Genomic DNA, 21076 nt, shown 5'->3' on the forward strand with positions numbered 1-21076 from the left:
CGCTGTTGAGTTCTCAAGGAACGGACGCTTCCTTCGGACCGCCTTCCAGCGGACCCTCCGGGCTTCGTTCTTTCGTGTTTCCAGCTTATCAGACGCTTTCCGCTCCGTTTTCCGGAGTTTCATTCATCCGATTTACCGAACTGGTCGGGCCGCTTTCTGCGACGTCCACCACGTTAGCGCATTCCGAGAGTTCCTCGAAATTCACCACCACACCGATTGACGGAAACGCCAACCGACCCACGTGAATGGGGTTCGAGGTGTGAGAGTGGGTCTTGCGGAAAGTGGTGGCCGCTCCAGCGACTCGTTCAACACTAGGCCACCCGAACGACATCGTCAAACGTCGAGGGCCGGATCTGTCCAGATCCGGCCCTCGATGCTCGAAGCCGCAGCTCAGAGCGGGTGCACTTTCAGCCGGCGGAGACCAGCTCCGCCGCCGCCAGGTTCCGCTTGCCGCGCCGCAGCACCAGCCAGCGGCCGTGCAGCAGGTCGGCCTCGGTCGGCACCGCTTCCTCGTCCGTCACCTTGACGTTGTTGAGGTAGGCGCCGCCCTCCTTGATCGTCCGGCGGGCGGCCGAGCGGCTCGGCGCCAGGCCGACGGCGACCAACAGGTCGACCACCGGCTGGAGTTCGGGCACCTCGGCCTTCGGGACCTCGGCCAGGGCGGCCGCCAGGGTGGGGGCCTCCAGGTCGGCGAGGTCGCCCTGGCCGAACAGCGCTTTGGAGGCGGCGACCGCACGCTCGTACTGCTCGGCGCCGTGGACGAGGGTGGTGAGCTCTTCGGCAAGGGCACGCTGGGCGAGACGGGCGGCGGGGCGCTCGGCGGTCTCGCGCTCCAGCTCCTCGATCTCCTCCTTCGAGCGGAAGCTGAAGATCCGCAGGAAGTTGGGGACGTCCCGGTCGTCCGCGTTCAGCCAGAACTGGTAGAAGGCGTACGGGGTGGTCAGCTCGGGGTCGAGCCAGACCGTGCCGGACTCGGTCTTGCCGAACTTGGTGCCGTCGGCCTTGACGATCAGCGGCGTGGCCAGCGCGTGGACGGACTTGCCGTCGGCCTTGCGGATCAGGTCCGTGCCGGCGGTCAGGTTGCCCCACTGGTCGCTGCCGCCGGTCTGCAGGGCGCAGCCGTAGCGGCGGTTCAGCTCCAGGTAGTCCATGCCCTGCAGGATCTGGTAGCTGAACTCGGTGTAGCTGATGCCCGCGTCGGAGTTGAGCCGTCGGGCGACGGCCTCCTTGGCGATCATGTTGTTGACCCGGAAGTACTTGCCCACGTCGCGCAGCAGGCTGATCGCCGACATCCCGGACGTCCAGTCCAGGTTGTTGACCATGCGTGCCGCGTACGGGCCCTCGAAGTCGAGGAAGCGCGAGATCTGGCCGCGCAGGCGCTCCACCCAGCCGGCCACCGTCTCGGGGTCGTTGAGCACGCGCTCGGCGGTGGGCTTCGGGTCGCCGATCAGGCCCGTGGCACCGCCGACCAGGCCGAGCGGGAGGTTCCCCGCCTGCTGGATGCGGCGCATGGTGAGGATCTGCACCAGGTTGCCGAGGTGCAGGCTGGGGGCCGTCGGGTCGAAGCCGCAATAGAACGTGACCGGGCCGTCCGCGAACGCCTTGCGCAGTGCGTCCTCGTCGGTGGACAGGGCGATCAGCCCTCGCCACCGCAGCTCGTCGACGATGTCCGTCACGGTCACGCTTCTCCTTCTATCGGGCGCCCGGCCGGTGGCGGCCCGATTCGGTCGGGCCCCGGGTCGGTGCGACTCCAGCCTGATAGAGCCTACGCGGTTCCGGCCGGCGAGTTTTCCCCGAGGCACCCCGCCGGTTCCGTCGGCCCACTCCCCCGGGCCCCTCCGCGATACCGGAAATTCCGTTGTTCGTCGGCTGGGTGCCCATTCAGAGTGGTGTCACCGCCGCGCGGCGGCAGTGACGTGTGTGGAGACGGTCGTGCCGCCGTGGCACGCCCGTGGGAAGGGTGTGCCGAGTGCGCAACACGCTGGTTCTGAACGCGAGCTACGAGCCCTTGACGACGGTGTCGCTCCAGCGCGCCGTCGTCCTGGTGCTCCAGGACAAGGCGGTGGTGGAACAGGCGCACCCACTGCGCTCGATCAGGGGGACGGGCGTCGCCGTCCCGGTGCCGAGGGTGATCAGACTGCAACGGTACGTACGGGTGCCGTTCCGACAACAGGCTCCGTGGTCGCGGCGGGGTGTCCTGGCCCGGGACCAGCACCTGTGCGCGTACTGCGGGCGGCGGGCCACCACGGTGGACCACCTGCACCCCAAGTCGCGCGGTGGTGCGGACAGTTGGCTGAACACCGTGGCCGCGTGCGCGGAGGACAACCAGCGCAAGGCGGACCGGACGCCGGAGCAGGCCGGGATGAAGCTGCTGCGCCGCCCGTTCGTCCCGACCCCGCAGGCCAGCCTGATGCTGGCGCTCGGTCTGCGCGGCTCGGAGGCCCGTGAGCTCGCCGACTGGCTGCCGCCCGTGCCGGGCCGGCCCGTCCCGGCCGCGTAGCCGCCCGGCCGGGTGCGGAGGGCTGTCTCAGTCCTTCGCCTGGTACCCGGCCGCCGTGCCGAAGTTGGCCGAGTGTTCGGGCACCACGACCACCTGTCCACCGCCGATCAGCACCCGCCCGGAGACCAGCAGCGAGCCGGTCCCCGGCGGGAAGTTGCCGCCGGTCGCCTCCTGGCCGCCCGCCAGCGGGAACCGGATGAAGTGGGCGGGCTGGTCACGGCGTTCGTCGGCGGCGAGCACCAGCGAGCCGCCGTCCACGCCGACCGCCCGGACGGTGCCCTTGGCCGTGGTCGGCACCTTCCAGCGCTGCTTGCCGGTGTCCAGGTCGTAGCCGACCGCGGCCACCGGCCCGCCGCCCTTCCCCGAGGTCAGGAGGGCTGCCATCGTGCGGCCGTCGAAGAACACCTCGGGGGTGGCCGCGAAGGTTCCGTGGGAGACGTCCAGCCGGCCGCCGTCGGTGACCACCGGGATCTCGGCGGCCGGGTCGCCGGCGGCGCCCCAGGCGAACACCCGGTCGTTCTCCGGCTTGTCGCCGGTGGTGAGGACGACGGCCGGCTCGGCGGACAGCACGGTCACCGTCTTCGGCTGGTTGTTCAGCCCGCGCCACCAGCCGACCTTGCCGTCCGCGGTGTTCAGCGCGACGGCCTGGTCGGCGGGCGTCGAGTCGGCGCACGAGGAGGCCACCAGCACGGTCTTGCCGCTGACGCCACCGGAGAGGGTGCAGAACTTGCCCTGCCCGGTGTACTGCCAGACGTCCTTGCCGTCCGCCGACTCCCAGGCCACCACCCGGTCGTCACCGACCGCGACCACCTTGTCCTCGGTGACGCCGACCCGCGCGGAATAGCTGCCCTTGGCGTCCGAGAGGCTCTTGGTCCAGGCCGTCTTGCCGGTCCTGGTGTCCACGACGGCCACCATCGAACAGGGACTCTTCGGGTCCGCCTGCGGACGGAACAGCACCGCGCCGAGGCCGACCCGGTTCACGCTCGCCGACAGCCCGCACGGGACGGCCCCGGCGGCCGGCGGCTCCACCGACCAGGTCGGTTTGCCGCCCGCGCGGTCGTACGCGCGCACCCCGGAACCGTCGGCCCGGACCACCGCGTCCGCCAGCAGCCAGCTGCCGACGAGCGTGTCGTCGCCCGCGGGCAGCCCGGCCGCGGCGGGCTGCGCGGACCACGCCCGGGCGTGCGCGACCGTGAACCCGGGCTCGCCGCCGCTGCTCGCGGCCGCGCTGCCACCGCCCTCGGCGCCGACCATCAGCCCGGCCGCCACCAGCACCCCCAGCGCGGCCACCCCGGCGCCGGCCCGCACCAGCAGCGCCTTGCGGCTGGGCACGTGTTCCCCGGTCAGCACCGCGTCGGCGGCCTTCCGGGCCCTGGCCGAGAGCGAGGAGCCGCCCACCGCGCCGGACGCCGGATCCGCACCGGAACCGGAGCTGGAGCTGGAGCTGGAGCTGGAACCGCCGTCACCGCCCCGGCGGCCGGCGGCCCGGGACCGCCTGCCGGACCCGGCCTCGGGAGCCGGGCTCGCCTCCGGGGTCTTCTCCGCTTCCTCCGTCGTCTCCGCCGTCGCCGAGTCCTTCTCCGGGACGGGCGCGGGCTCCGGCTCGGCTTCGTGGAGGTGGAGGTAGCCGTCCGCCGAGTACTCCGCACCGGCCGGGACGTACAGCGCGTCCTCGGCGGACTGCGGCGCCACGGCGTACGGCGCGTACTGCTGCTGCGCGTGCTCGGAGTACTGCGGCTGCTGAGGGGACTGCTCGTACTGCTCGTACCCCGGGAGCGGCTGGTACTGCTCCTGGCCGCCGAACTGCCCCGGGACGTACACGCCCTCGGCGTAAACGGTCTGCCCGTACCCGCTCTGGTCGTAGCCGACCTGCCCGTACCCGCTCTGGTCGTAGCCCGCCTGACCGTAGCCGGACTGGTCCTGGCCGGCCTGGTCGTACTGCGGCTGCTGCTGCCCGTACCCGGCCGCGCCGTAGCCCGTCTGCTGCTGCCAGTGCGCCTGGTCCTGCGGCTGCTGCCCGTAGTGGCCGCCGTCCTGCCAGTCCGGCCGGCCCTGGTCGGACTGCCCCTGGGGGTACCACGGCTGCTGCCCGGTGTGGGCGTCTCCGAAGGGCTCCTGCGCCATCCGATCCGTCCCTCCCGAGCTCACCTGCCAGCCGATGCGGCAGTCAGCATCTCACGCCCGTCCAGAGGGGCGACCCGGGCCCTCGGCGTACGCTCCGGGGCCCGGGCCGGCGGCCTCAGGCCGCGGACTCGGCGCGCAGGGCCTCGTCGATGCGGGCGGCCAGGGCGAGATCCAGACTGGTGAGACCGCCGGCGCTGTGGGTGGACAGGACGAAGCGCAGGGTGCGCCAGCGGATGTCGATGTCGGGGTGGTGGTCGAGCGCCTCGGCCTGCTCGGCGACGGCGACGACCACCCGGATCCCGGCCGGGAAGTCCGGGGCGTCGGCGCTGCGGGCGATGCTGTCGCCCTCCCGGGTCCAGTGCGGCAGTTCAGCCAGCCCCGCCGTGATCTCGTCCTCGCTCAGCCGTGCCCTGTTGCTCATCGCTGCGCTCCTGCTGGGTCGTCGGTCCGGAGTCGTCCGGAACACCCGGAGTTCCCGGAGCGCTCCGGGAACTCCGGGTGTTCCGGGGTGCCGGGTCAGGCGGCCTTCCGACGCGGACGGTCCACCAGCTCGCCGCCGCAGTTGGGGCAGGCGCCGGCCAGGGCCTCGGTGCAGTCCGGGCAGAAGGTGCACTCGTAGGAACATATCGAGGCGGATCCGTCCCCGGTCAGCGACACCGCGCAGCGCTCACAGGTCTCGCGCATCTCCAGGGCCATGGCCTACTCCTCCGACTCTCCGACGATCTGACGTCCCCACAACCGGACGTCCCCACAACCGAACGACCGGACCACCGGACCACCGGACGAGCGGACGAGCGGTCAACCCGCCAGCAGCTTGGTGACGGCCGCGAGACCGACCACCACGATCACCCCGCGCAGCACGGTCGGCGACAGGCGGCGGCCGACCTTGGCGCCGACCAGCCCGCCGACCAGCGAGCCCACCGCGATCAGCCCGGCGGCCGCCCAGTTCACGGTCGAGGTGAACAAGAAGAACAAGGCGGCCACGGCATTGACGATCAACGCCAGGGCGTTCTTCACCCCGTTGATCCGCTGCAGGTCCTCCTGCAGCAGCATGCCCATCAGCGCCATCAGCAGGACGCCCTGTGCGGCGCCGAAGTACCCACCGTAGATGCCGGTGAGGAACACCCCGGCCAGCAGCAGCACGCCGCCGTCCGGGTCGCCGTCCGGCCGGCGGCGGGCCGCGACGGCCTTCGCCACCCGGGGCTGGACCACCACCAGGACGAGCGCGAGCAGGATCAGCACCGGGACGATCGCGTCGAAGGCCGCGCTGGGCAGCTTGATCAGCAGCAGCGCGCCGAGCAGCCCGCCGAGCAGCGAGGCGGTGCCCAGGCGCAGCACCCGGCGTCCCTGGTCGGCGAGCTCGCGGCGGTAGCCGATCACGCCGCTGAGCGAACCGGGCACCAGGCCGAAGGAGTTGGAGACGTTGGCGGTGACCGGCGGGATGCCGACGGCGAGCAGGACCGGGAAGGTGATCAGGGTCCCGGAGCCGACGATCACGTTGATCATCCCGGCGCCGACCCCGGCCACCAGGACGGCGACCGCCTCCCAGGGCGTCATGGGTCATCTCTCCTCTCGGTCCTGTCCGAGGGGGATCATGCCGGACCGCGCGCCCGCCCGGCCAGGCCCGCCCGCCATTCGGGACGTACGCCACACCGTCCGGAACCGGCCCGTGTACCCCGAGGGCCCGCCGCCGTACGGGAGACGTACGGTGACGGGCCCTCGGTGGAGTGCGGTCACTCCGATCACGTCACTGCGGCCGGATCACTCCGGGTCGATCTTGGGGTACTCCCGGGTCGGGTCCACCCGGGGACGGGCGGCGCCCTTCTCGGTGTCCACCGGCCGCGGCCCGGACGCCGGGTCGAGCGGCACCTGGGTGGCCGGGGCCGCCTTCGGGACGCTCGGCGCCGCGACCGCACCGCCGTTGACGGCACCGCCGTTGACCCCGCCGCCGTTGCCGGTCAGACCGGTGAAGGCACCGCCGAGGCCCTTGAGCGCGTCGCCGACCTCGCTGGGGATGATCCAGAGCTTGTTGGAGTCGCCCTTGGCGAGCTCGGGCAGGGTCTGCAGGTACTGGTAGGCGAGCAGCTTCTGGTCGGCGTCGCCGTCGTGGATGGCCTCGAAGACCGTCCGGATCGCGGCCGCCTCACCGTCGGCGCGCAGGACCGCGGCCTGCGCCTCACCCTCGGCCCTGAGCACGTCCGCCTGCTTCTCACCCTCGGCCTTGAGGATCTGCGCCTGGCGCTGGCCCTCGGCGGTGAGGATCGCGGCGCGCTTGTCACGGTCGGCGCGCATCTGCTTCTCCATCGAGTCCTGGATGGAGGTCGGCGGCTCGATCGCCTTCAGCTCGACGCGGTTGACCCGGATGCCCCACTTGCCGGTGGCCTCGTCCAGGACGCCGCGCAGACCGGCGTTGATGACCTCGCGGGAGGTCAGGGTGGACTCCAGGTCCATCGAGCCGATGATGTTGCGCAGCGTGGTGACGGTCAGCTGCTCGATCGCCTGGATGTAGCTGGCGACCTCGTAGGTGGCCGCCCGCGGGTCGGTGACCTGGTAGTAGATGACGGTGTCGATGTTGACGACCAGGTTGTCCTGGGTGATCACCGGCTGCGGCGGGAACGGCACGACCTGCTCGCGCAGGTCGATCCGGTTGCGGACCCGGTCGATGAACGGGACGACGATGTTCAGCCCCGCGTTGAGCGTCCGGGTGTAGCGGCCGAAGCGCTCCACGATCGCCGCGCTGGCCTGTGGGATGACCTGGATCGTCTTGATCAGCGCGATGAAGGCCACCACGACCAGGACGACGAGGACGATAAGGACGGGTTCCACGGGCTCTCCCCTAGACGACCAGGGCGGTCGCGCCCTGGATTTCGACGACGTCGACCTGCTGCCCGGGCTGGTACACCTGGTCCGGGTGGAGCGCGCGGGCCGACCAGATCTCGCCGTTCAGCTTGATCCGTCCGCCCTCCCCGTCGACGGTTTCCGCGACGACCGCGGTGGCGCCGTGCAGCGCCTCGATGCCCATCTTGATGTGAGGGCCCTTCTGCAGCTGCCGGTAGGCGATCGGGCGGACGAAGACCACGAGCGCGACCGAGACCACGAGGAAGGTCACGGTCTCCAGGACCACTCCCCCGCCCAGTCCGGCCACACCGGCGGCAGCCAGCGCTCCGACCGCGAACATGGCGAACTCCGGCATCGCGGTGAGTACCAGCGGTATGCCGAGCGCCGCGGCGGCCAGGAGCCACCAGATCCAGCTGTCCACACGTCCATCCTAGGGAGCGAAGGCCTTCGAGGCGGACAGTTCCCGCAGGTCGAGGGGCGGAAACCGGTCGCACGTGCGACCGGTTCCGACCGCCTTCCGGAGGACGGCCCCGGGACGACCGACGGGCGGCCGGCCGACGGCCCCGGGACGGACGGCGAACACGTCCCGGGACGGGCAACTGACGGTCCCGGGACGCGCGGTGGACGGGGCGGGGAGCAGCGGACGGGGCCTCAGCCCAGCGGCAGGCCCTGGGCCGACCAGCGGTCGCCGTGGCGCTCCAGGGTGAGCGGCAGGCCGAAGCACTTGGAGAGGTTGCGGGCGGTCAGCTCGGTGTCGATCGGGCCGGCCGTGAGCACCCTGCCCTGGCGGATCATCAGGACGTGGGTGAAGCCCGGGGCGATCTCCTCGACGTGATGGGTGACCATCGCCATCGCCGGGGCGAACTCGTCCTGGGCGAGCGCGCCCAGCCGGCGGACCAGGTCCTCGCGGCCGCCGAGGTCCAGGCCGGCCGCGGGCTCGTCGAGCAGCAGCAGCTCCGGGTCGGTCATCAGGGCGCGGGCGATCAGGGTGCGCTTGCGCTCGCCCTCGGAGAGGGTGCCGAACTTGCGGCCGGTGAGGTTGGACATGCCGAGGCGGTCGAGCAGCGCCAGGGCTCGGGACTCGTCCGACTGCTCGTAGCTCTCCTGCCAGCTGACCGTCATGCCGTAGGCGGCGGTGAGCACGGTCTGCAGCACGGTCTGCTCGGCCGGCAGCTTGTCGAACATGGCGGCGCCGGCCAGGCCGATCCGGGAGCGCAGCTCGAAGACGTCGACCTCGCCCAGCTTCTCGCCGAGCACGGTGACCTTGCCCGAGGTCGGGAACAGGTACGAGGAGGCGATCTGCAGCAGGGTGGTCTTGCCGGCGCCGTTCGGGCCGAGGATGACCCAGCGCTCACCCTCGGAGATGGACCACGAGACCTGGTCGACCAGCGCGCGCCCCTCCCGGACCACGGATACGTCCACCAGCTCCAGCACGTCGCTCATGCCTATGCCTTCCCCAAAAACAAGATTCTCGGCCGTCGGTGCGGGCGGCACGCCGACTCCGGCAGCCGGTGGGCACGGGGTGGGTGCGCCGCACGCGCATGGGCAAACCTACGCCACGCGGATGACCGCCGATTCCGTAGGCTGGCCGGATGCTCGCGACTCCTGCCGACAATCCGTACGAAGAGCCCCGTTCGGGGCGGCTGGCCGCCTGGGGCAACGCCCTGCTGGCGGGCCTGGTGCCGCCCGACAACGCCGCCGCGGCCGTCCTGGGCGCCGACGAGAGCCACCGGGTGACCGGGCTGCCCGGGGACGAGCCGGGCGAGCGGCACGGGCTGACCTGGGCGCTCGGCCGGCTGCGGGTGCTGGGGGTGACCGGCCTGCGCCTGGCGCTGCCCTCGGCCGGGCACCCGCTGGGGCTGACCGGTCCGGCGCCGTTCAACGAGCGCGCGATGGCCGCGGGCGAGGCCGTGCTGGCGGTGGGGGTGCCGCTCGGGCTGGTGCCGGAGGTCGAGGTGTTCGGCCCGGCCGGGGACCGCTCGGCGATGGTGCTGTGGCGCTGTGCCGAAGTGAACGACGCGCCGCCGGCGGACGTGCCCTCGCTGCACGAGGCCGAGCGCGAGCTGGCGGACGGGCTGCGCGAGGCGACCGTGCTGCTCACCCGGCTCGACGTGGCCGGCGCCGGACCGGAGGCCCTGCGCGCCCTGGAGGCGTACCGCCGGCGCGGGCACAGCGAGCTGCTCGCGCCCGGTTACCCGCCGCGCGCCGTCCGGGTGCTGGAGTCGGCCCGCCAGGTGTCCGCCCTGCTGTCGATCGCCTCCGACGGCCACGGCGCGGCCGTCAGCGCCTCCGAGATGGCCGCGCGGCAGTCCGTGCTGGCCCCCCTGTGGCGCACCGCCCGGCGGGCCCAGGTGGCCGCCTACAACGCCCTGGTGGACGAGCGCGAGGCCCGCTGAGGGATCCGCCGGGCCCGGCCTTCGTACCTGGCCGGAAACCGACCCCCGCACCCGGCCCGGCAGTCCCTCCGCCCGGCGGCCCGTGGGCCCCGTGGGCCACTCCGCCATGGCGGTCCGTGGGTCCGTCACGCCGACGGGGCGGCCTCCCGGGCCTCGCCGTTGCGGACGGCCCAGAGCGCGGCCTGGGTGCGGTCGGCCAGGTCCAGCTTCATCAGGATGTTGGAGACGTGGGTCTTCACCGTCTTCTCCGACAGGTGCAGGCTGCGCGCGATCTCCCGGTTGGAGCGTCCGTCGGCGATGTGGCCGAGCACCTCGCGCTCACGCTCGGTGAGGGTGCCGCCGCGGCCCTGCGGCGCGCGCGGGCCCTCGTCGGAGAGCAGGGCCTCGGCCAGCTCCGGCTGGAGCAGCACGTGGCCGGCGTGCACCGAGCGGATCGCTCCGGCCAGCGCCTCCGGGTCGACGTCCTTGTAGACGTACCCGGCGGCCCCGGCGCGCAGCGCGGGGACCATCGTGCGGTGCTCGGTGAAGCTGGTGACGATCAGGATCCGGGCGCGGCTGCCCTCGCCCTTGAGGGTGCGCAGCGCCTCGATCCCGTCGACGCCGGGCATCTTGAGGTCCATCAGGACGACGTCGGGGTCGAGTGCGCGGGCCCGTTCGACGCCCTCCGCCCCGTCGGCGGCCTCCCCGACCACCTCGATGTCGTCCTGGACCTCCAGGAAGGTGCGCAGTCCGCGCCGGACCACCTGGTGGTCGTCGACCAGCAGGACGCGGATCGACGGTGTGCTCTCAGGCACCGGGGACCTCCATCTCGACGAGCGTCCCCCGGCCGGGGGCCGACTCCAGGGTGAGCGTGCCGCCGACGGCGGCCGCGCGGTCGCGCATCGAGGCCAGGCCGAGGTGGCGGCCGGCCCGGCGGACGGATTCGGGGTCGAAGCCGCGCCCGTCGTCGCGCACCCGCAGCACGGCGCCGCGCGCGGTCGTCCCGGCCAGGGTGACGGTGACCCGGCCGGCGCCGGAGTGGCGCAGCGCGTTGTGCAGCGCCTCCTGGGCGACCCGCAGCAGGGCGGCCTCCTGGGTGGGCGGCAGGGCGCGGACACCGTCGGCGGCGAAGGCCACGTCGGCGGTGTGCGCCCGGTCGAGGACCTGCACCTGGGAGGCGAGGGTGGCGCTCAGCCCGTCCTCCTCCAGCGCGGCGGGGCGCAGTTCCACGACGACGGCGCGCAGTTCGTCGGCGGCCTCGGCGGCCAGCCGGGCGACCTCGGCGAGTTCGGCGCGGGCCCGGGCCGGGTCGCGGTCGACGAGTTTGGCGGCGGCCTTGGCGGTGAGGCGCAGGGAGAAGAGCTTCTGCGAGACGGCGTCGTGCAGGTCGTGGGCGATCCGGGCGCGCTCGCCGGCCAGGGTGAGTTCGCGGCTGCGCTCGTACAGCCGGGCGTTGGACAGGGCGAGGGCGGCGTGCGCGGCGAGGATCCGCAGCAGTTCCTCGTCGTGGTCGGTGAAGAGGCCGCCGCCGCGCTTGTTGGCGAGGAAGATGACGCCCATCACCTGCGACTCGTCCTCGGCCGCGTCGGGGTCCAGGATCGGCATGCCGAGGAAGGCGTCCATCTCGGGGTGGGCGGCGGGCCAGCCCTCGAAGGCGGGCGCCCGGCGGACGTCGGCGAGGCGGGTGGGGCCGGTCTCGTGCAGCATCGCGGCGAGCACACCGTGCTGGCGGGGCAGCGGGCCGATGGCCCGCCACTCCTCGTCGGTGACGCCGTCGACCACGAACTGGGCGAAGCCGCCGTGGTCGTCGGGCACACCCAGGGCCGCGTACTCGGCGCCGAGCAGGTCCCGGGCGGAGGCGGTGATGCGGCGCAGCACCTCGCGGACCTCCAGGTGCCGGCTCATCGCGAGCAGCGCCCGGCTGACGGCCTCGATCCCGGACAGGCAGGGGTCGCAGGCGGGCAGCGGGCCGCGGTGGGCCAGGTGGTCTCCGGTGGTGCTGGGCATACCGCCAAGCTACCGCCGCGGCCGGGGCGGCCGCGTCCGCCTGCGGCCGCCCCGGGCGCAGGTCCGGGGACCTAGGCCACTGGGCCCGACCGCTCCTCCGGTTCGGCGGGCGAGCGGGCTGGCGGACGGGCGGCGACAGAACCGGCGGCAGAACCGCCGAGGGGCGGCCTTCCCGAAAACGGGAGGGCCGCCCCTCGGCGGTTCAGGACGGGCTCGGCCCGTCTCGGCTCAGCCCTTCTGCATGACCTCGGGCTCGTGCCGGCGCTGGAGCCGGGTGACGAGGATCCCGATCAGGGCCGAGATCACGATCAGCACGCCCGCATCGATCGCCCACTGGGCCACCGTGTGCCCCCAGAGCGGGTCGTAGTTCGGGTTCTGGAAGTCCTTGTTCCAGGGGCCCATGAGGTGCGACAGGTCGAGCGTGGTGGCCACGATGCCGGTGCCCCAGCGGGCCGGCATCAGCCAGGCGACCTGCTCCAGACCGGGCTTGCCGAAGATCTGGAAGAGGCAGCCGGTGAAGACGACCTGGACGATGGCGAACATGACCAGCAGCGGCATGGTCTTCTCGGCGGTCTTCACCAGCGCGGAGATCATCAGGCCGAACATCATCGCGGCGAAGCTCAGCAGGATCATGCCGATGGTCATCTCGATGATCGGCAGGTTCTTCACGATCAGGCCGTGCGCGGGGAGCTTGCGCGGCAGGAAGCCGACGGCGGAGATGATGGCGCCCTGGATCACGCTGAAGAAGCCCAGCACGATGATCTTGGACATCATGTACGCCGAGCGGGAGAGCCCGGTGGCCCGTTCCCGCTCGTAGATCGCCCGTTCCTTGATCAGTTCTCGAACGGAGTTGGCGGCGCCGGAGAAGCAGGCTCCGATCGCGAGGATCAGGATGATCGTCGCGGCCCCGCTGTTCAGCCCCAGCTGCGACTTCGGGTTGGGCGCGAGTCCCGGTGCGTTGGGGATCAGCACGCTCACCGCGCCGATGACCGCGGGCAGCAGCACCGACAGGGCGAGGAAGCCGCGGTCCGAGGCGAGCACCGACATGTAGCGGCGCATCAGGGTCCACAGCTGGGAGCCCCAGCTCTGCGGCTTCGGCGGCTTGACGGCCTCCTGGGCCACCTGCGCGTGCTGCACCTCGCCGGCCTCGACGGTCGGCGCGGAGTACTGCTGGTAGTGCACCGAACCGCGGTAGCGGCCGGCCCAGTCGTGGTCCGGGTAGTTCTCGAAGGCCTGGAAGACGTCCGCCCAGGTCTCGTACCCGAAGAAGTGCAGCGCCTCGTCCGGCGGGCCGAAGTAGGCCACCGAGCCGCCCGGCGCCATCACCAACAGCCGGTCGCAGAGCGCGAGTTCGGCGACCGAGTGGGTGACGACCAGGATCGTGCGGCCGTCGTCGGCGAGGCCGCGCAGCATCTGCATGACCTCGCGGTCCATGCCCGGGTCGAGGCCCGAGGTGGGCTCGTCCAGGAAGATCAGCGACGGCTTGGTGAGCAGCTCCAGGGCGACCGAGACGCGCTTCTGCTGGCCGCCGGAGAGCGCGGTGATCTTGTTGTCGGCGCGCTTGTCCAGGCGCAGCTCGTACAGCACCTCGTCGATCCGGGCGTCGCGCTCGCGGGCCTCGGTGTCGCCGGGGAAGCGCAGCCGGGCCGCGTACTTGAGGCCCTTCCGGACGGTGAGTTCGCGGTGCAGGATCTCGGACTGCGGCACCAGGCCGATGCGGGAGCGGAGTTCGGCGAACTGCTTGTAGAGGTTGCGCCCGTCGTACAGCACCTCGCCGCGGTCGGCGGGGCGGTAGCCGGTGAGGGCGCGCAGCAGGGTCGACTTGCCGGAGCCGGACGGGCCGATGACCGCGACCAGGGACTTCTCCGGGACGCCGAAGCTGACGTCGTTGAGCAGGATCTTCTTGGCGCCCTTGTGCTCGACCTCGACGGTCAGGTGGCGGGCGGAGAAGGAGACCGCGCCGGTGTCGACGAACTCCTGCAGCTGGTCGCCGACCAGCACGAAGCTGGAGTGGCCGACGGTCAGCCGGTCCTGCGGGCCCATCAGCTGACGCTGCACCCGCTGGCCGTTGAGGAAGATGCCGTTGTGGCTGCCGAGGTCGACGATCTCGTAGCGGCCGTCCGGGAGCTGGCGCAGCTCGGCGTGGTGGCGGGAGACCTGGAGGTCGGACACCACGATGTCGTTGTCGAGCGCGCGACCGATCCGGACGGTGTTCATGCCCGCCGTCAGGTTGCGGATGATGGTCGGCTGCGGGCCGCCACCACCGTGCTGCGACGGCTGCGGGAAACCCTGCTGCTGCGGGAAGCCCTGGTCCTGCGGACGGCCCTGGTCCTGCGGGAAGCCGCCCTGCTGGGGCTGCGGCGCGTACTGCTGCTGCTGCGGGAACGGCTGCTGAACCTGCGGCTGACCGGCCCAGGCCTGCTGCTGAGGCTGCGGTTGCGGCTGCTGGTACGGCTGCTGGGGCTGCGGCACCGGGCCGCGGCTGGTGGCGGCCTCGTGCATCGGGGTGGCGTGCGGGGCGACGACGGGCGCGGGAGCGGAGAAGCCGAGCCGGGGGCCGTTCTCCGGGTTGCCCAGGTTGACGACGGCTCCGGGGAACAACCGGGCCTGCATGGTGCGGGCTCCGGCCACGTACGTCCCGTTGGTGCTGCCGTGGTCGTCCAGCTGCCAACCGCTGCCGTTGAAGCTCATGGTCCCGTGCTGCCAGGAGACCCTGGCGTCGTCGAACGGGAAGTCCGACTGCGGGTTGCGCCCGATGGTGTAGGACCGCCCGGGCTCCAGAGTCCGCTGCTGTCCGTTGATCTCAATGACGAGTTGCGGCACTGCGCGCCTGCCCCGCTCTCTCGGTTCCCCCGAATTGTGGCCCCCGGCCGGGGTGCGATGTTCCTGCGACTGACGGGGGGAATCATTCCAGCCCGCCGACCGAGGGTGAAAGTCACCCCGGGTGACTGTGACCAGGCTGCTACCGGAGCCCGGACCGGCGGCGTCCCGCGAGGTGGGACGGGTGCCCTCGGGCCGTCGGACGACGGGTAGCGTGGGACACACCATGAACGCATCGCCCCTGGCCGCTGAGCCCCTCCCCGCCGCCCAGCCCCGGACCTCGGACGAGCGCACCCTGCTCGTCAAGGTGTTCGGCAAGGACCGCCCCGGCATCACCGCCGGCCTCTTCGCGACGCTGGCCGGGTTCGGCGTCGACGTCATCGACATCGAGCAGGTCGTGACCCGTGGCCGCATCACGCTGTGTGCCCTGGTCACCCCGCCCACCGCGGCCGGCGCCGAGGGCGGCCTGCGGGCCACCGTCCACCGCTGGGCGGACGAGCAGAAGCTCCAGGCCGAGATCCTCTCCGGCATCGGCGACAACCGGCCGCGCCGCGAGGGCCGTTCGCACGTCACGGTGCTCGGCCACCCGCTGACCGCCGCCGCCGTCTCCGCGCTGACCTCCCGGATCACCGCGGCGGGCGGCAACATCGACCGGGTCTTCCGGCTCGCCAAGTACCCGGTGACGGCGGTCGAGCTGGCCGTCTCCGGCGTGGCCACCGAGGAGCTGCGGGCCGAGCTCGCCCAGGAGGCGGCCACCCAGCGGGTGGACGTCGCGGTGGTGGCGGCCGGACTGGAACGCCGGGCCAAGCGCCTGGTGGTCATGGACGTGGACTCCACGCTCATCCAGGACGAGGTGATCGAGCTGTTCGCCGCCCACGCGGGCTGCGAGGAGCAGGTCGCCGAGGTGACGGCGGCGGCGATGCGCGGCGAGCTGGACTTCGCCGAGTCGCTGCACGCCCGGGTGGCGCTGCTGGCCGGGCTGGACGCCTCGGTGACCGCGAAGGTCCGCGCGGAGGTCCGCTTCACGCCGGGCGCGCGCACCCTGATCCGTACGCTGCAGCGCCTCGGCTTCCAGGTCGCGGTGGTGTCCGGCGGGTTCACCCAGGTCACCGACCACCTGGTCGAGCAGCTGGGGCTGGACTTCGCGGCGGCCAACACCCTGGAGGTGGTGGACGGCAAGTTCACCGGCCGGGTGGTCGGCGAGATCGTGGACCGGGCCGGCAAGGCCCGCTGGCTGGCCCGCTTCGCCGAGCAGGCGAAGGTCCCGCTGGAGCAGACGGTGGCGATCGGCGACGGCGCCAACGACCTGGACATGCTGAACGCGGCCGGGCTCGGGGTGGCGTTCAACGCCAAGCCGGTGGTGCGCGAGGCCGCCGACACCGCGGTGAACGTGCCGTTCCTGGACACCGTGCTGTACCTGCTGGGCATCACCCGCGAGGAGGTCGAGGCGGCCGACGCGCTGCACGGCACCCCGACCGAGGACGACTGACCGACCGGGACCCGGCCGGACAGGACCCGGCCGGACAGGACCCGGCCGAACGGGTCCTGCGGACGTACCGAAGGGGCGCGCGGACCGGATCCGCGCGCCCCTCTCGTACGTTCCGGGTCAGTCCTGCGGCGTGTAGTACGAGACCAGCTCGGCCACGCCCGGCTCGACGCCCTTCCACGAGCCGCCGAAGCTGAGCACCGCGATCGCCGCCGTCGGGAAACCGCCGAGCCGCAGCCGCTCCAGCGCGTCCCGGTCGCCCGCGTCCCCGGCCAGCACCTGGGTCAGGCCCAGCACCCCGGGGTTGTGGCCGACCAGCACCACGTCCGCGTACTCCTCCGGGGTCTCCTGGAGGACGGCGATGATCTCGCCGGGGCTGGCCTCGTAGATCCGGTCCTCGTACACGGTCTTGCGGGCCCGCTTGGGCAGCTCGTGCGCCGCCAGCTTCCAGGTCTCCCGGGTGCGCAGGGCCGAGGAGCAGAGCACGTAGTCGGGGTTGATGCCGGAGTCGACCAGCCAGCGGCCGGCGTCCGGGGCCTGGTGGCGGCCCCGGTCGGCCAGCGGCCGCTCATGGTCGTCCACGCCGTTCGGCCAGTCGGCCTTGGCATGACGGAGAACGATGATCCTGCGGGGCGTGTCGGCGCTCATACCCAGCAAGCTTGGCAGAAAAGCCGCCCGGTGGCGCGATGCTCCCGGTTGCCGCCACTCCCCCGGGTGTCGGGTGCCGTCATGGCCCGTTCACCGGGACGGCGAACGGTGGACGGGCTGTGATCGAACAGTGCCTGAGCCGCGGTCGGCGGTCGTCAGCCCATCGAGGTGGCGATGGAGGCGATGACCGCCACCAGCAGCACGATGGCGCCGAAGGCGAGGGCGATACGGCCGAGCTGCTTGCGGCCGTCGGTCGGGTTCGGGTCGAGAACGGGCATGTCGGGAATCCTCCCATCCCGAACGGGCCCGTCCTGCGGCGGCCCCGCCGCCTTGGCCGGGACTTGACCTTCGGCGCCGGAACCTTGACCTTCGAGCCCCGCGCCCCGGCCCGCACGTCAGGCCGCACGTCAGGCCTCGACCGGCTCCGCCGGGTGGACCGCCTCGTCCTCGATGTGCCGGGCCCGCGCGGCCCGCAGCCCGAGCAGCATCTGCGGCACCAGCAGCAGCGCCAGGAAGCCCAGCGGCCAGTTCCACTCGCCGGTGAGCTGGTAGATCGGGCCGATCAGGACCAGGCCCAGCACGGAGGCCAGGTAGCCGACGCCCTGGACGAAGACGGACAGCTGCGCCACCCCGCCCGCGGTCCGGGCCCGCAGGCCGATCATCGTCAGCACCAGCGGGAAGGCGCAGTTGGACAGGCCCACCAGGACCGCCCAGGCCCACGGCGCGCCGGCCGGGGCCAGCATCAGCCCGGCGTACCCGGCGATGCCGCAGGAGGCCAGCACCACGACGAACAGCCGCTGGTCGCCGCGCCGGGCGGCCAGGTTGGGCAGCACGAAGGAGACCGGCACGCCGATCACCATGGTCACCGCGAGCAGCGCCCCGGAGGTGCCCTTGTCGATGCCGGCGTCCTGGAAGATCTTCGGCAGCCAGCCCATCACCACGTACGCGCCGGTCGCCTGGAGGCCGAAGAAGCCGGCCAGCGCCCAGGCCGTACGGCTGCGGGTGATCGGCAGCCTGGCCGGGGCGGCGGCGACGGCGCCGCCCTCCCGCTCGCCGCCCTCCCGCTCGCCGCCCTCCCGCTCGCCGCGCTCGCGCTTGGCGAACAACAGCGGCAGCCACAGCAGCACGGCGAGCGCCCCGAGCACGGCCCAGACGCCCAGGCCGTAGCGCCAGTCACCGCCGAGGGAGTCGGTCAGCGGCACACTGACCAACGCGGCCAGCGCGGTGCCGGCGGACAGCGCCATCGAGTACAGGCCGATCATCGGACCGACCTTCTCCGGGAAGTACCGCTTGATCACCACCGGCAGCAGCACGTTGGAGACCGCCACGCCGGCCAGGGCGAGCGCGGTCAGCAGCAGGAACACCGCGGTGCCGCCGGCGAAGGAACGGGCCAGCACGCCCGCCGTGATGGCGCCCATGCCGGCCGTGATCACCGCGATCGGGCCGATCCGGCGGGCCGCCGCCGGGGCCGCGAAGCCGAACAGCGCGAAGCACAGCGACGGCACGGCGGTGAGCAGCCCGGCGAGGCTCGGGTTCATCCCGAGGTCGGCCCGGACCTGGTCGAGCAGCGGCCCGAGGCTGGTGACCACGGGTCGCAGGTTGAAGGCGGCGGCGGCGATCGCGGCGGCGAACAGCCAGCCCAGGTACCTGGCGGAAGGCGCCGAAGGGCCCGAAGGGCCTGACGGAGCGGACGAGGCGGAAGGGGCGGATTCGGCGAGCCGCTCGGTCTGCGGCCGGTCCTGGTTCCGCGGGGAAGCGGTGGTCTCTGCTGCGGGCATGGGCGCCATCATAGAATGATGGGATGAATTGATGCACCCTGGAATTGGCATGATGTGCCGACCGTTCATCCGGCGGCCACCTGTCACCCAGGCCGCCCCGAGCCGTAGTCGCAAGGAGTCCCCGTGGCGCTGTCCTCGCCGAGGCGCACCCCGCTGTCCGACCAGGTGATCGCCCAGCTGCGCGCCCAGATCACCTCCGGGGAGTGGCCGGTGGGCTCGCGCATCCCCACCGAGGCCGCCTTGGTCGAGCAGCTGGGCGTCGCGCGCAACACCGTGCGCGAGGCCGTCCGCGCCCTCGCCCACAACGGTCTGCTCGACATCCGCCAGGGCTCCGGCACCTACGTGCTGGCCACCAGCGAGCTGGCCGGGGTGATGCACCGCCGCTTCGCCGACGCCGACCAGGCGCAGGTCGCCGAGCTGCGGGTGGCCCTGGAGACCTCGGCGGCCGGCCTGGCCGCCCGGCGCCGCACCGAGCGCGACCTGGAGCTGCTGGACGGCGCGCTGGCCCGCCGGGACGCGGCCTGGCACTCCGGCGACGCCGAGGACTTCATCCAGGCCGACGCAGCCTTCCACCAGGCCGTGGTCGCCGCCGCCCACAACGACGTGCTGCTCGCCGTCTACGCCGACCTCGGCGAGGTCACCCGCGCGCACCTGCGGCACGACGTCGGCCCGGAGCTGATCGCCGAGCGCTTCACCGGCCACGACACCATCCTGGACGCCATCCGGGCCGGTGACGCCCAGCGCGCCTCGGTCGAGGCCGGCCGCGCCATCGGCGCCTGCGCGACCGCCGAGGCCTGAGCCCCGCGGCGCGCCGGGAACGCCGCTGCCCGGCACCCCCTGCGGGAGGGGTGCCGGGCAGCGGCGTACGGGCGGGGCGTCAGGCGCCGATGGCGTGCAGACCGCCGTCGACGTGGACGATCTCGCCGGTGGTCTTCGGGAACCAGTCCGACAGCAGCGCGACGACGCCGCGGCCGGCCGGCTCCGGGTCGCTCAGGTCCCACTTCAGCGGGGAGCGGTGGTTCCAGGTGTCGGCCAGGTCGCCGAAGCCCGGGATGGACTTGGCGGCCATCGAACCGATCGGGCCCGCCGAGATCAGGTTGCAGCGGATGTCCCGCGAGCCCAGGTAGCGGGCCAGGTAGCGGTTGGTCGACTCCAGGGCGGCCTTGGCCGGGCCCATCCAGTCGTACTGCGGCCACGCGTACTGCGCGTCGAAGGTCAGGCCGACCACCGAGCCGCCGTCCTGCATCAGCGGCAGCAGCGCCATGGTCAGCGACTTCAGCGAGTACGCCGAGACGTGCATCGCGGTGGCCACGGACTCCCACGGGGTGTCCAGGAAGTTGCCGCCCAGCGCGTCCTGCGGGGCGAAGCCGATCGAGTGGACGATGCCGTCCAGGGTCGGCAGGGTCTCGCGGACCTGGTCGGCGATGCCCGCCAGGTCCTCCGGGCTGGAGACGTCCAGCGACAGCACCTTGACCGGGTGCGGCAGCTTCTTGGCGATCCGCTCGGTCAGGCTCGGGCGCGGGAAGGCGGTGAGGATGATCTCCGCGCCCTGCTCCTGCGCGAGCCTGGCGGTGTGGAAGGCGATGGAGGACTCCATCAGCACGCCGGTGATCAGGATCCGCTTGCCTTCGAGGATTCCACTCATGATCAGTGACCCATGCCCAATCCGCCGTCGACGGGAATGACGGCTCCGGTGATGTACGCGGCCTCGTCCGACCCGAGGAACCGCACGGTGGAGGCGACCTCGGCGGGCGCCGCGTAGCGGCCGAGCGGCACGTCCGCGACGATCTCCGCGCGGCGCTCGTCGCTGAGCACGGCGGTCATGTCGGTGTCGACGAAGCCGGGGGCGACCACGTTGACGGTGATGTTGCGCGGGCCGAGTTCGCGCGCCAGCGACCGGGCGAAGCCCACCAGGCCGGCCTTGGAGGCGGCGTAGTTGGCCTGGCCCGGCGAGCCGGACAGGCCCACCACGGAGGAGATCAGGACGACCCGGCCCTTCTTGGCGCGCATCATCAGCTTGGAAGCGCGCTTGACCACCCGGAAGGCGCCGGTCAGGTTGGTGTCCACGACGGAGGTGAAGTCCTCCTCCGACATGCGCAGCAGCAGGGTGTCGTTGGTGATGCCCGCGTTGGCGACCAGCACCTGGACCGCGCCGTGCTTCTGCTCGATCTCGGTGAAGGCGGCGTCGACCTGCGCGGTGTCCGTGATGTCACAGCGGACCGCGAGGACGTCGTACTTCGCCAGGGCCTCGGGCACCTCGCCCGAGCGGCTGGTGATGGCGACCTTGTCGCCCGCCTCGGCGAAGGCCTGGGCGATCGCGAGGCCGATGCCCCGGTTTCCTCCGGTGACGAGAACCGAGCGGCTCAACGATCCACCTCTCTCCGTATGTGAGCGCGTACGTCGGAATGCGTACGCAGTGTGACGCTATCGGGCGGTCGACGGTGGCGGCGCATCGGGCTCCCACAGCGCCGCACCGAAGGAACTGTCGCAATCCGACAAT

General features: G+C 72.5%; 21 protein-coding genes. 5 read left to right on the forward strand and 16 right to left on the reverse strand.

The window, feature by feature from the left end; genetic code table 11:
- Positions 1-245: hypothetical protein (locus tag AB0Q99_RS33520; protein ID WP_363577913.1), on the forward strand; the 245-nt coding region annotated here is incomplete at its 5' end.
- A gap of 162 nt (positions 246-407) precedes the next feature.
- Here the strand turns inward: AB0Q99_RS33520 and tyrS are convergent.
- Positions 408-1676: a tyrosine--tRNA ligase gene (gene tyrS / locus AB0Q99_RS33525; protein ID WP_363577958.1), complete on the reverse strand. Its 1269-nt coding sequence runs from the start codon at positions 1674-1676 to the stop codon at positions 408-410.
- Between the two features lie 293 nt (positions 1677-1969).
- On the opposite strand from tyrS, the gene AB0Q99_RS33530 reads away from it, so the two are divergent.
- Entirely contained in the window at positions 1970-2500 is a 531-nt protein-coding gene (locus AB0Q99_RS33530) for an HNH endonuclease (RefSeq protein ID WP_363577915.1), read from the forward strand.
- Positions 2501-2527: 27 nt separating this feature from the next.
- Here AB0Q99_RS33530 and AB0Q99_RS33535 read toward each other — a convergent pair whose 3' ends face one another.
- The 7 genes from AB0Q99_RS33535 to AB0Q99_RS33565 all read right to left on the reverse strand — a co-directional run bounded on the left by AB0Q99_RS33535 (position 2528) and on the right by AB0Q99_RS33565 (position 8905).
- A complete protein-coding gene (locus AB0Q99_RS33535) occupies positions 2528-4624 on the reverse strand; it encodes a PQQ-binding-like beta-propeller repeat protein (protein ID WP_363577917.1) in 2097 nt (698 codons plus the stop codon).
- A gap of 115 nt (positions 4625-4739) precedes the next feature.
- On the reverse strand, positions 4740-5045 hold the full coding sequence (locus AB0Q99_RS33540) for a 4a-hydroxytetrahydrobiopterin dehydratase (RefSeq protein WP_363577919.1): 306 nt from the start codon (positions 5043-5045) through the stop codon (positions 4740-4742).
- Between the two features lie 95 nt (positions 5046-5140).
- Entirely contained in the window at positions 5141-5320 is a 180-nt protein-coding gene (locus AB0Q99_RS33545; RefSeq protein ID WP_363577921.1) for a DUF1272 domain-containing protein, read from the reverse strand.
- Positions 5321-5422: 102 nt separating this feature from the next.
- Entirely contained in the window at positions 5423-6181 is a 759-nt protein-coding gene (locus AB0Q99_RS33550) for a sulfite exporter TauE/SafE family protein (RefSeq protein WP_363577923.1), read from the reverse strand.
- A gap of 204 nt (positions 6182-6385) precedes the next feature.
- Positions 6386-7450, reverse strand: a complete 1065-nt coding sequence (locus AB0Q99_RS33555) for an SPFH domain-containing protein (protein ID WP_363577925.1) — start codon at positions 7448-7450, stop codon at positions 6386-6388.
- A gap of 10 nt (positions 7451-7460) precedes the next feature.
- Positions 7461-7883, reverse strand: coding sequence for an NfeD family protein (locus AB0Q99_RS33560; protein WP_363577927.1), 423 nt, complete (start codon positions 7881-7883; stop codon positions 7461-7463).
- A 230-nt stretch (positions 7884-8113) separates the two neighbouring features.
- On the reverse strand, positions 8114-8905 hold the full coding sequence (locus AB0Q99_RS33565; RefSeq protein WP_363577929.1) for an ABC transporter ATP-binding protein: 792 nt from the start codon (positions 8903-8905) through the stop codon (positions 8114-8116).
- Positions 8906-9054: 149 nt separating this feature from the next.
- Here AB0Q99_RS33565 and AB0Q99_RS33570 point away from each other — a divergent pair, with 149 nt between their 5' ends.
- Complete coding sequence (locus AB0Q99_RS33570) at positions 9055-9858, forward strand: hypothetical protein (protein WP_363577931.1); 804 nt, start codon at positions 9055-9057, stop codon at positions 9856-9858.
- A gap of 125 nt (positions 9859-9983) precedes the next feature.
- Here AB0Q99_RS33570 and AB0Q99_RS33575 read toward each other — a convergent pair whose 3' ends face one another.
- From AB0Q99_RS33575 to AB0Q99_RS33585, 3 genes are all read right to left on the reverse strand, one after another.
- Complete coding sequence (locus AB0Q99_RS33575) at positions 9984-10652, reverse strand: response regulator transcription factor (protein WP_363577933.1); 669 nt, start codon at positions 10650-10652, stop codon at positions 9984-9986.
- Positions 10645-11742 (reverse strand): GAF domain-containing sensor histidine kinase, encoded by a 1098-nt coding sequence (locus AB0Q99_RS33580; RefSeq protein WP_363577960.1) that lies wholly within the window; start codon positions 11740-11742, stop codon positions 10645-10647. Before AB0Q99_RS33580 ends, AB0Q99_RS33575 begins: the two co-directional genes overlap by 8 nt.
- Positions 11743-12072: 330 nt before the next feature.
- Complete coding sequence (locus AB0Q99_RS33585; RefSeq protein WP_363577934.1) at positions 12073-14667, reverse strand: FHA domain-containing protein; 2595 nt, start codon at positions 14665-14667, stop codon at positions 12073-12075.
- 223 nt (positions 14668-14890) lie between these two features.
- On the opposite strand from AB0Q99_RS33585, the gene serB reads away from it, so the two are divergent.
- Positions 14891-16153 (forward strand): phosphoserine phosphatase SerB, encoded by a 1263-nt coding sequence (gene serB / locus AB0Q99_RS33590; protein WP_363577936.1) that lies wholly within the window; start codon positions 14891-14893, stop codon positions 16151-16153.
- A gap of 117 nt (positions 16154-16270) precedes the next feature.
- Here serB and AB0Q99_RS33595 read toward each other — a convergent pair whose 3' ends face one another.
- The 3 genes from AB0Q99_RS33595 to AB0Q99_RS33605 form a co-directional block, all read right to left on the reverse strand.
- On the reverse strand, positions 16271-16798 hold the full coding sequence (locus AB0Q99_RS33595) for a histidine phosphatase family protein (protein ID WP_363577938.1): 528 nt from the start codon (positions 16796-16798) through the stop codon (positions 16271-16273).
- Positions 16799-16953: 155 nt separating this feature from the next.
- Positions 16954-17076 carry an SGM_5486 family transporter-associated protein gene (locus AB0Q99_RS33600; protein WP_363577940.1) on the reverse strand — a complete coding sequence of 41 codons (123 nt, stop codon included), beginning with the start codon at positions 17074-17076 and terminating at the stop codon, positions 16954-16956.
- Positions 17077-17205: 129 nt separating this feature from the next.
- Entirely contained in the window at positions 17206-18576 is a 1371-nt protein-coding gene (locus AB0Q99_RS33605; RefSeq protein ID WP_363577942.1) for an MFS transporter, read from the reverse strand.
- 123 nt (positions 18577-18699) lie between these two features.
- On the opposite strand from AB0Q99_RS33605, the gene AB0Q99_RS33610 reads away from it, so the two are divergent.
- Positions 18700-19374 (forward strand): FadR/GntR family transcriptional regulator, encoded by a 675-nt coding sequence (locus AB0Q99_RS33610; protein WP_363577944.1) that lies wholly within the window; start codon positions 18700-18702, stop codon positions 19372-19374.
- Positions 19375-19453: 79 nt separating this feature from the next.
- Here the strand turns inward: AB0Q99_RS33610 and fabI are convergent, their stop codons facing one another.
- Together fabI and fabG are read right to left on the reverse strand one after the other, a co-directional pair.
- On the reverse strand, positions 19454-20221 hold the full coding sequence (gene fabI / locus AB0Q99_RS33615; RefSeq protein ID WP_363577946.1) for an enoyl-ACP reductase FabI: 768 nt from the start codon (positions 20219-20221) through the stop codon (positions 19454-19456).
- A 2-nt stretch (positions 20222-20223) separates the two neighbouring features.
- Positions 20224-20943: a 3-oxoacyl-[acyl-carrier-protein] reductase gene (gene fabG, locus AB0Q99_RS33620; protein ID WP_363577948.1), complete on the reverse strand. Its 720-nt coding sequence runs from the start codon at positions 20941-20943 to the stop codon at positions 20224-20226.
- Between the last annotated feature and the right edge of the window lie 133 nt (positions 20944-21076).

The organism is Kitasatospora sp. NPDC086791 (assembly GCF_040685975.1).
Taxonomy (GTDB): domain Bacteria; phylum Actinomycetota; class Actinomycetes; order Streptomycetales; family Streptomycetaceae; genus Kitasatospora.

Bases quoted from the DNA above. Each gene is read 5' to 3' on its own strand.
- AB0Q99_RS33535 (WP_363577917.1), bottom strand. From the start codon at position 4,624: ATGGCGCAGGAGCCCTTCGGAGACGCCCACACCGGGCAGCAGCCGTGG.
- AB0Q99_RS33540 (WP_363577919.1), bottom strand. From the start codon at position 5,045: ATGAGCAACAGGGCACGGCTGAGCGAGGACGAGATCACGGCGGGGCTG.
- AB0Q99_RS33545 (WP_363577921.1), bottom strand. From the start codon at position 5,320: ATGGCCCTGGAGATGCGCGAGACCTGTGAGCGCTGCGCGGTGTCGCTG.
- AB0Q99_RS33550 (WP_363577923.1), bottom strand. From the start codon at position 6,181: ATGACGCCCTGGGAGGCGGTCGCCGTCCTGGTGGCCGGGGTCGGCGCC.
- AB0Q99_RS33565 (WP_363577929.1), bottom strand. From the start codon at position 8,905: ATGAGCGACGTGCTGGAGCTGGTGGACGTATCCGTGGTCCGGGAGGGG.
- AB0Q99_RS33570 (WP_363577931.1), top strand. From the start codon at position 9,055: ATGCTCGCGACTCCTGCCGACAATCCGTACGAAGAGCCCCGTTCGGGG.
- AB0Q99_RS33580 (WP_363577960.1), bottom strand. From the start codon at position 11,742: ATGAGCCGGCACCTGGAGGTCCGCGAGGTGCTGCGCCGCATCACCGCC.
- serB (WP_363577936.1), top strand. From the start codon at position 14,891: ATGAACGCATCGCCCCTGGCCGCTGAGCCCCTCCCCGCCGCCCAGCCC.
- AB0Q99_RS33595 (WP_363577938.1), bottom strand. From the start codon at position 16,798: ATGAGCGCCGACACGCCCCGCAGGATCATCGTTCTCCGTCATGCCAAG.
- AB0Q99_RS33600 (WP_363577940.1), bottom strand. From the start codon at position 17,076: ATGCCCGTTCTCGACCCGAACCCGACCGACGGCCGCAAGCAGCTCGGC.
- AB0Q99_RS33605 (WP_363577942.1), bottom strand. From the start codon at position 18,576: ATGCCCGCAGCAGAGACCACCGCTTCCCCGCGGAACCAGGACCGGCCG.
- fabI (WP_363577946.1), bottom strand. From the start codon at position 20,221: ATGAGTGGAATCCTCGAAGGCAAGCGGATCCTGATCACCGGCGTGCTG.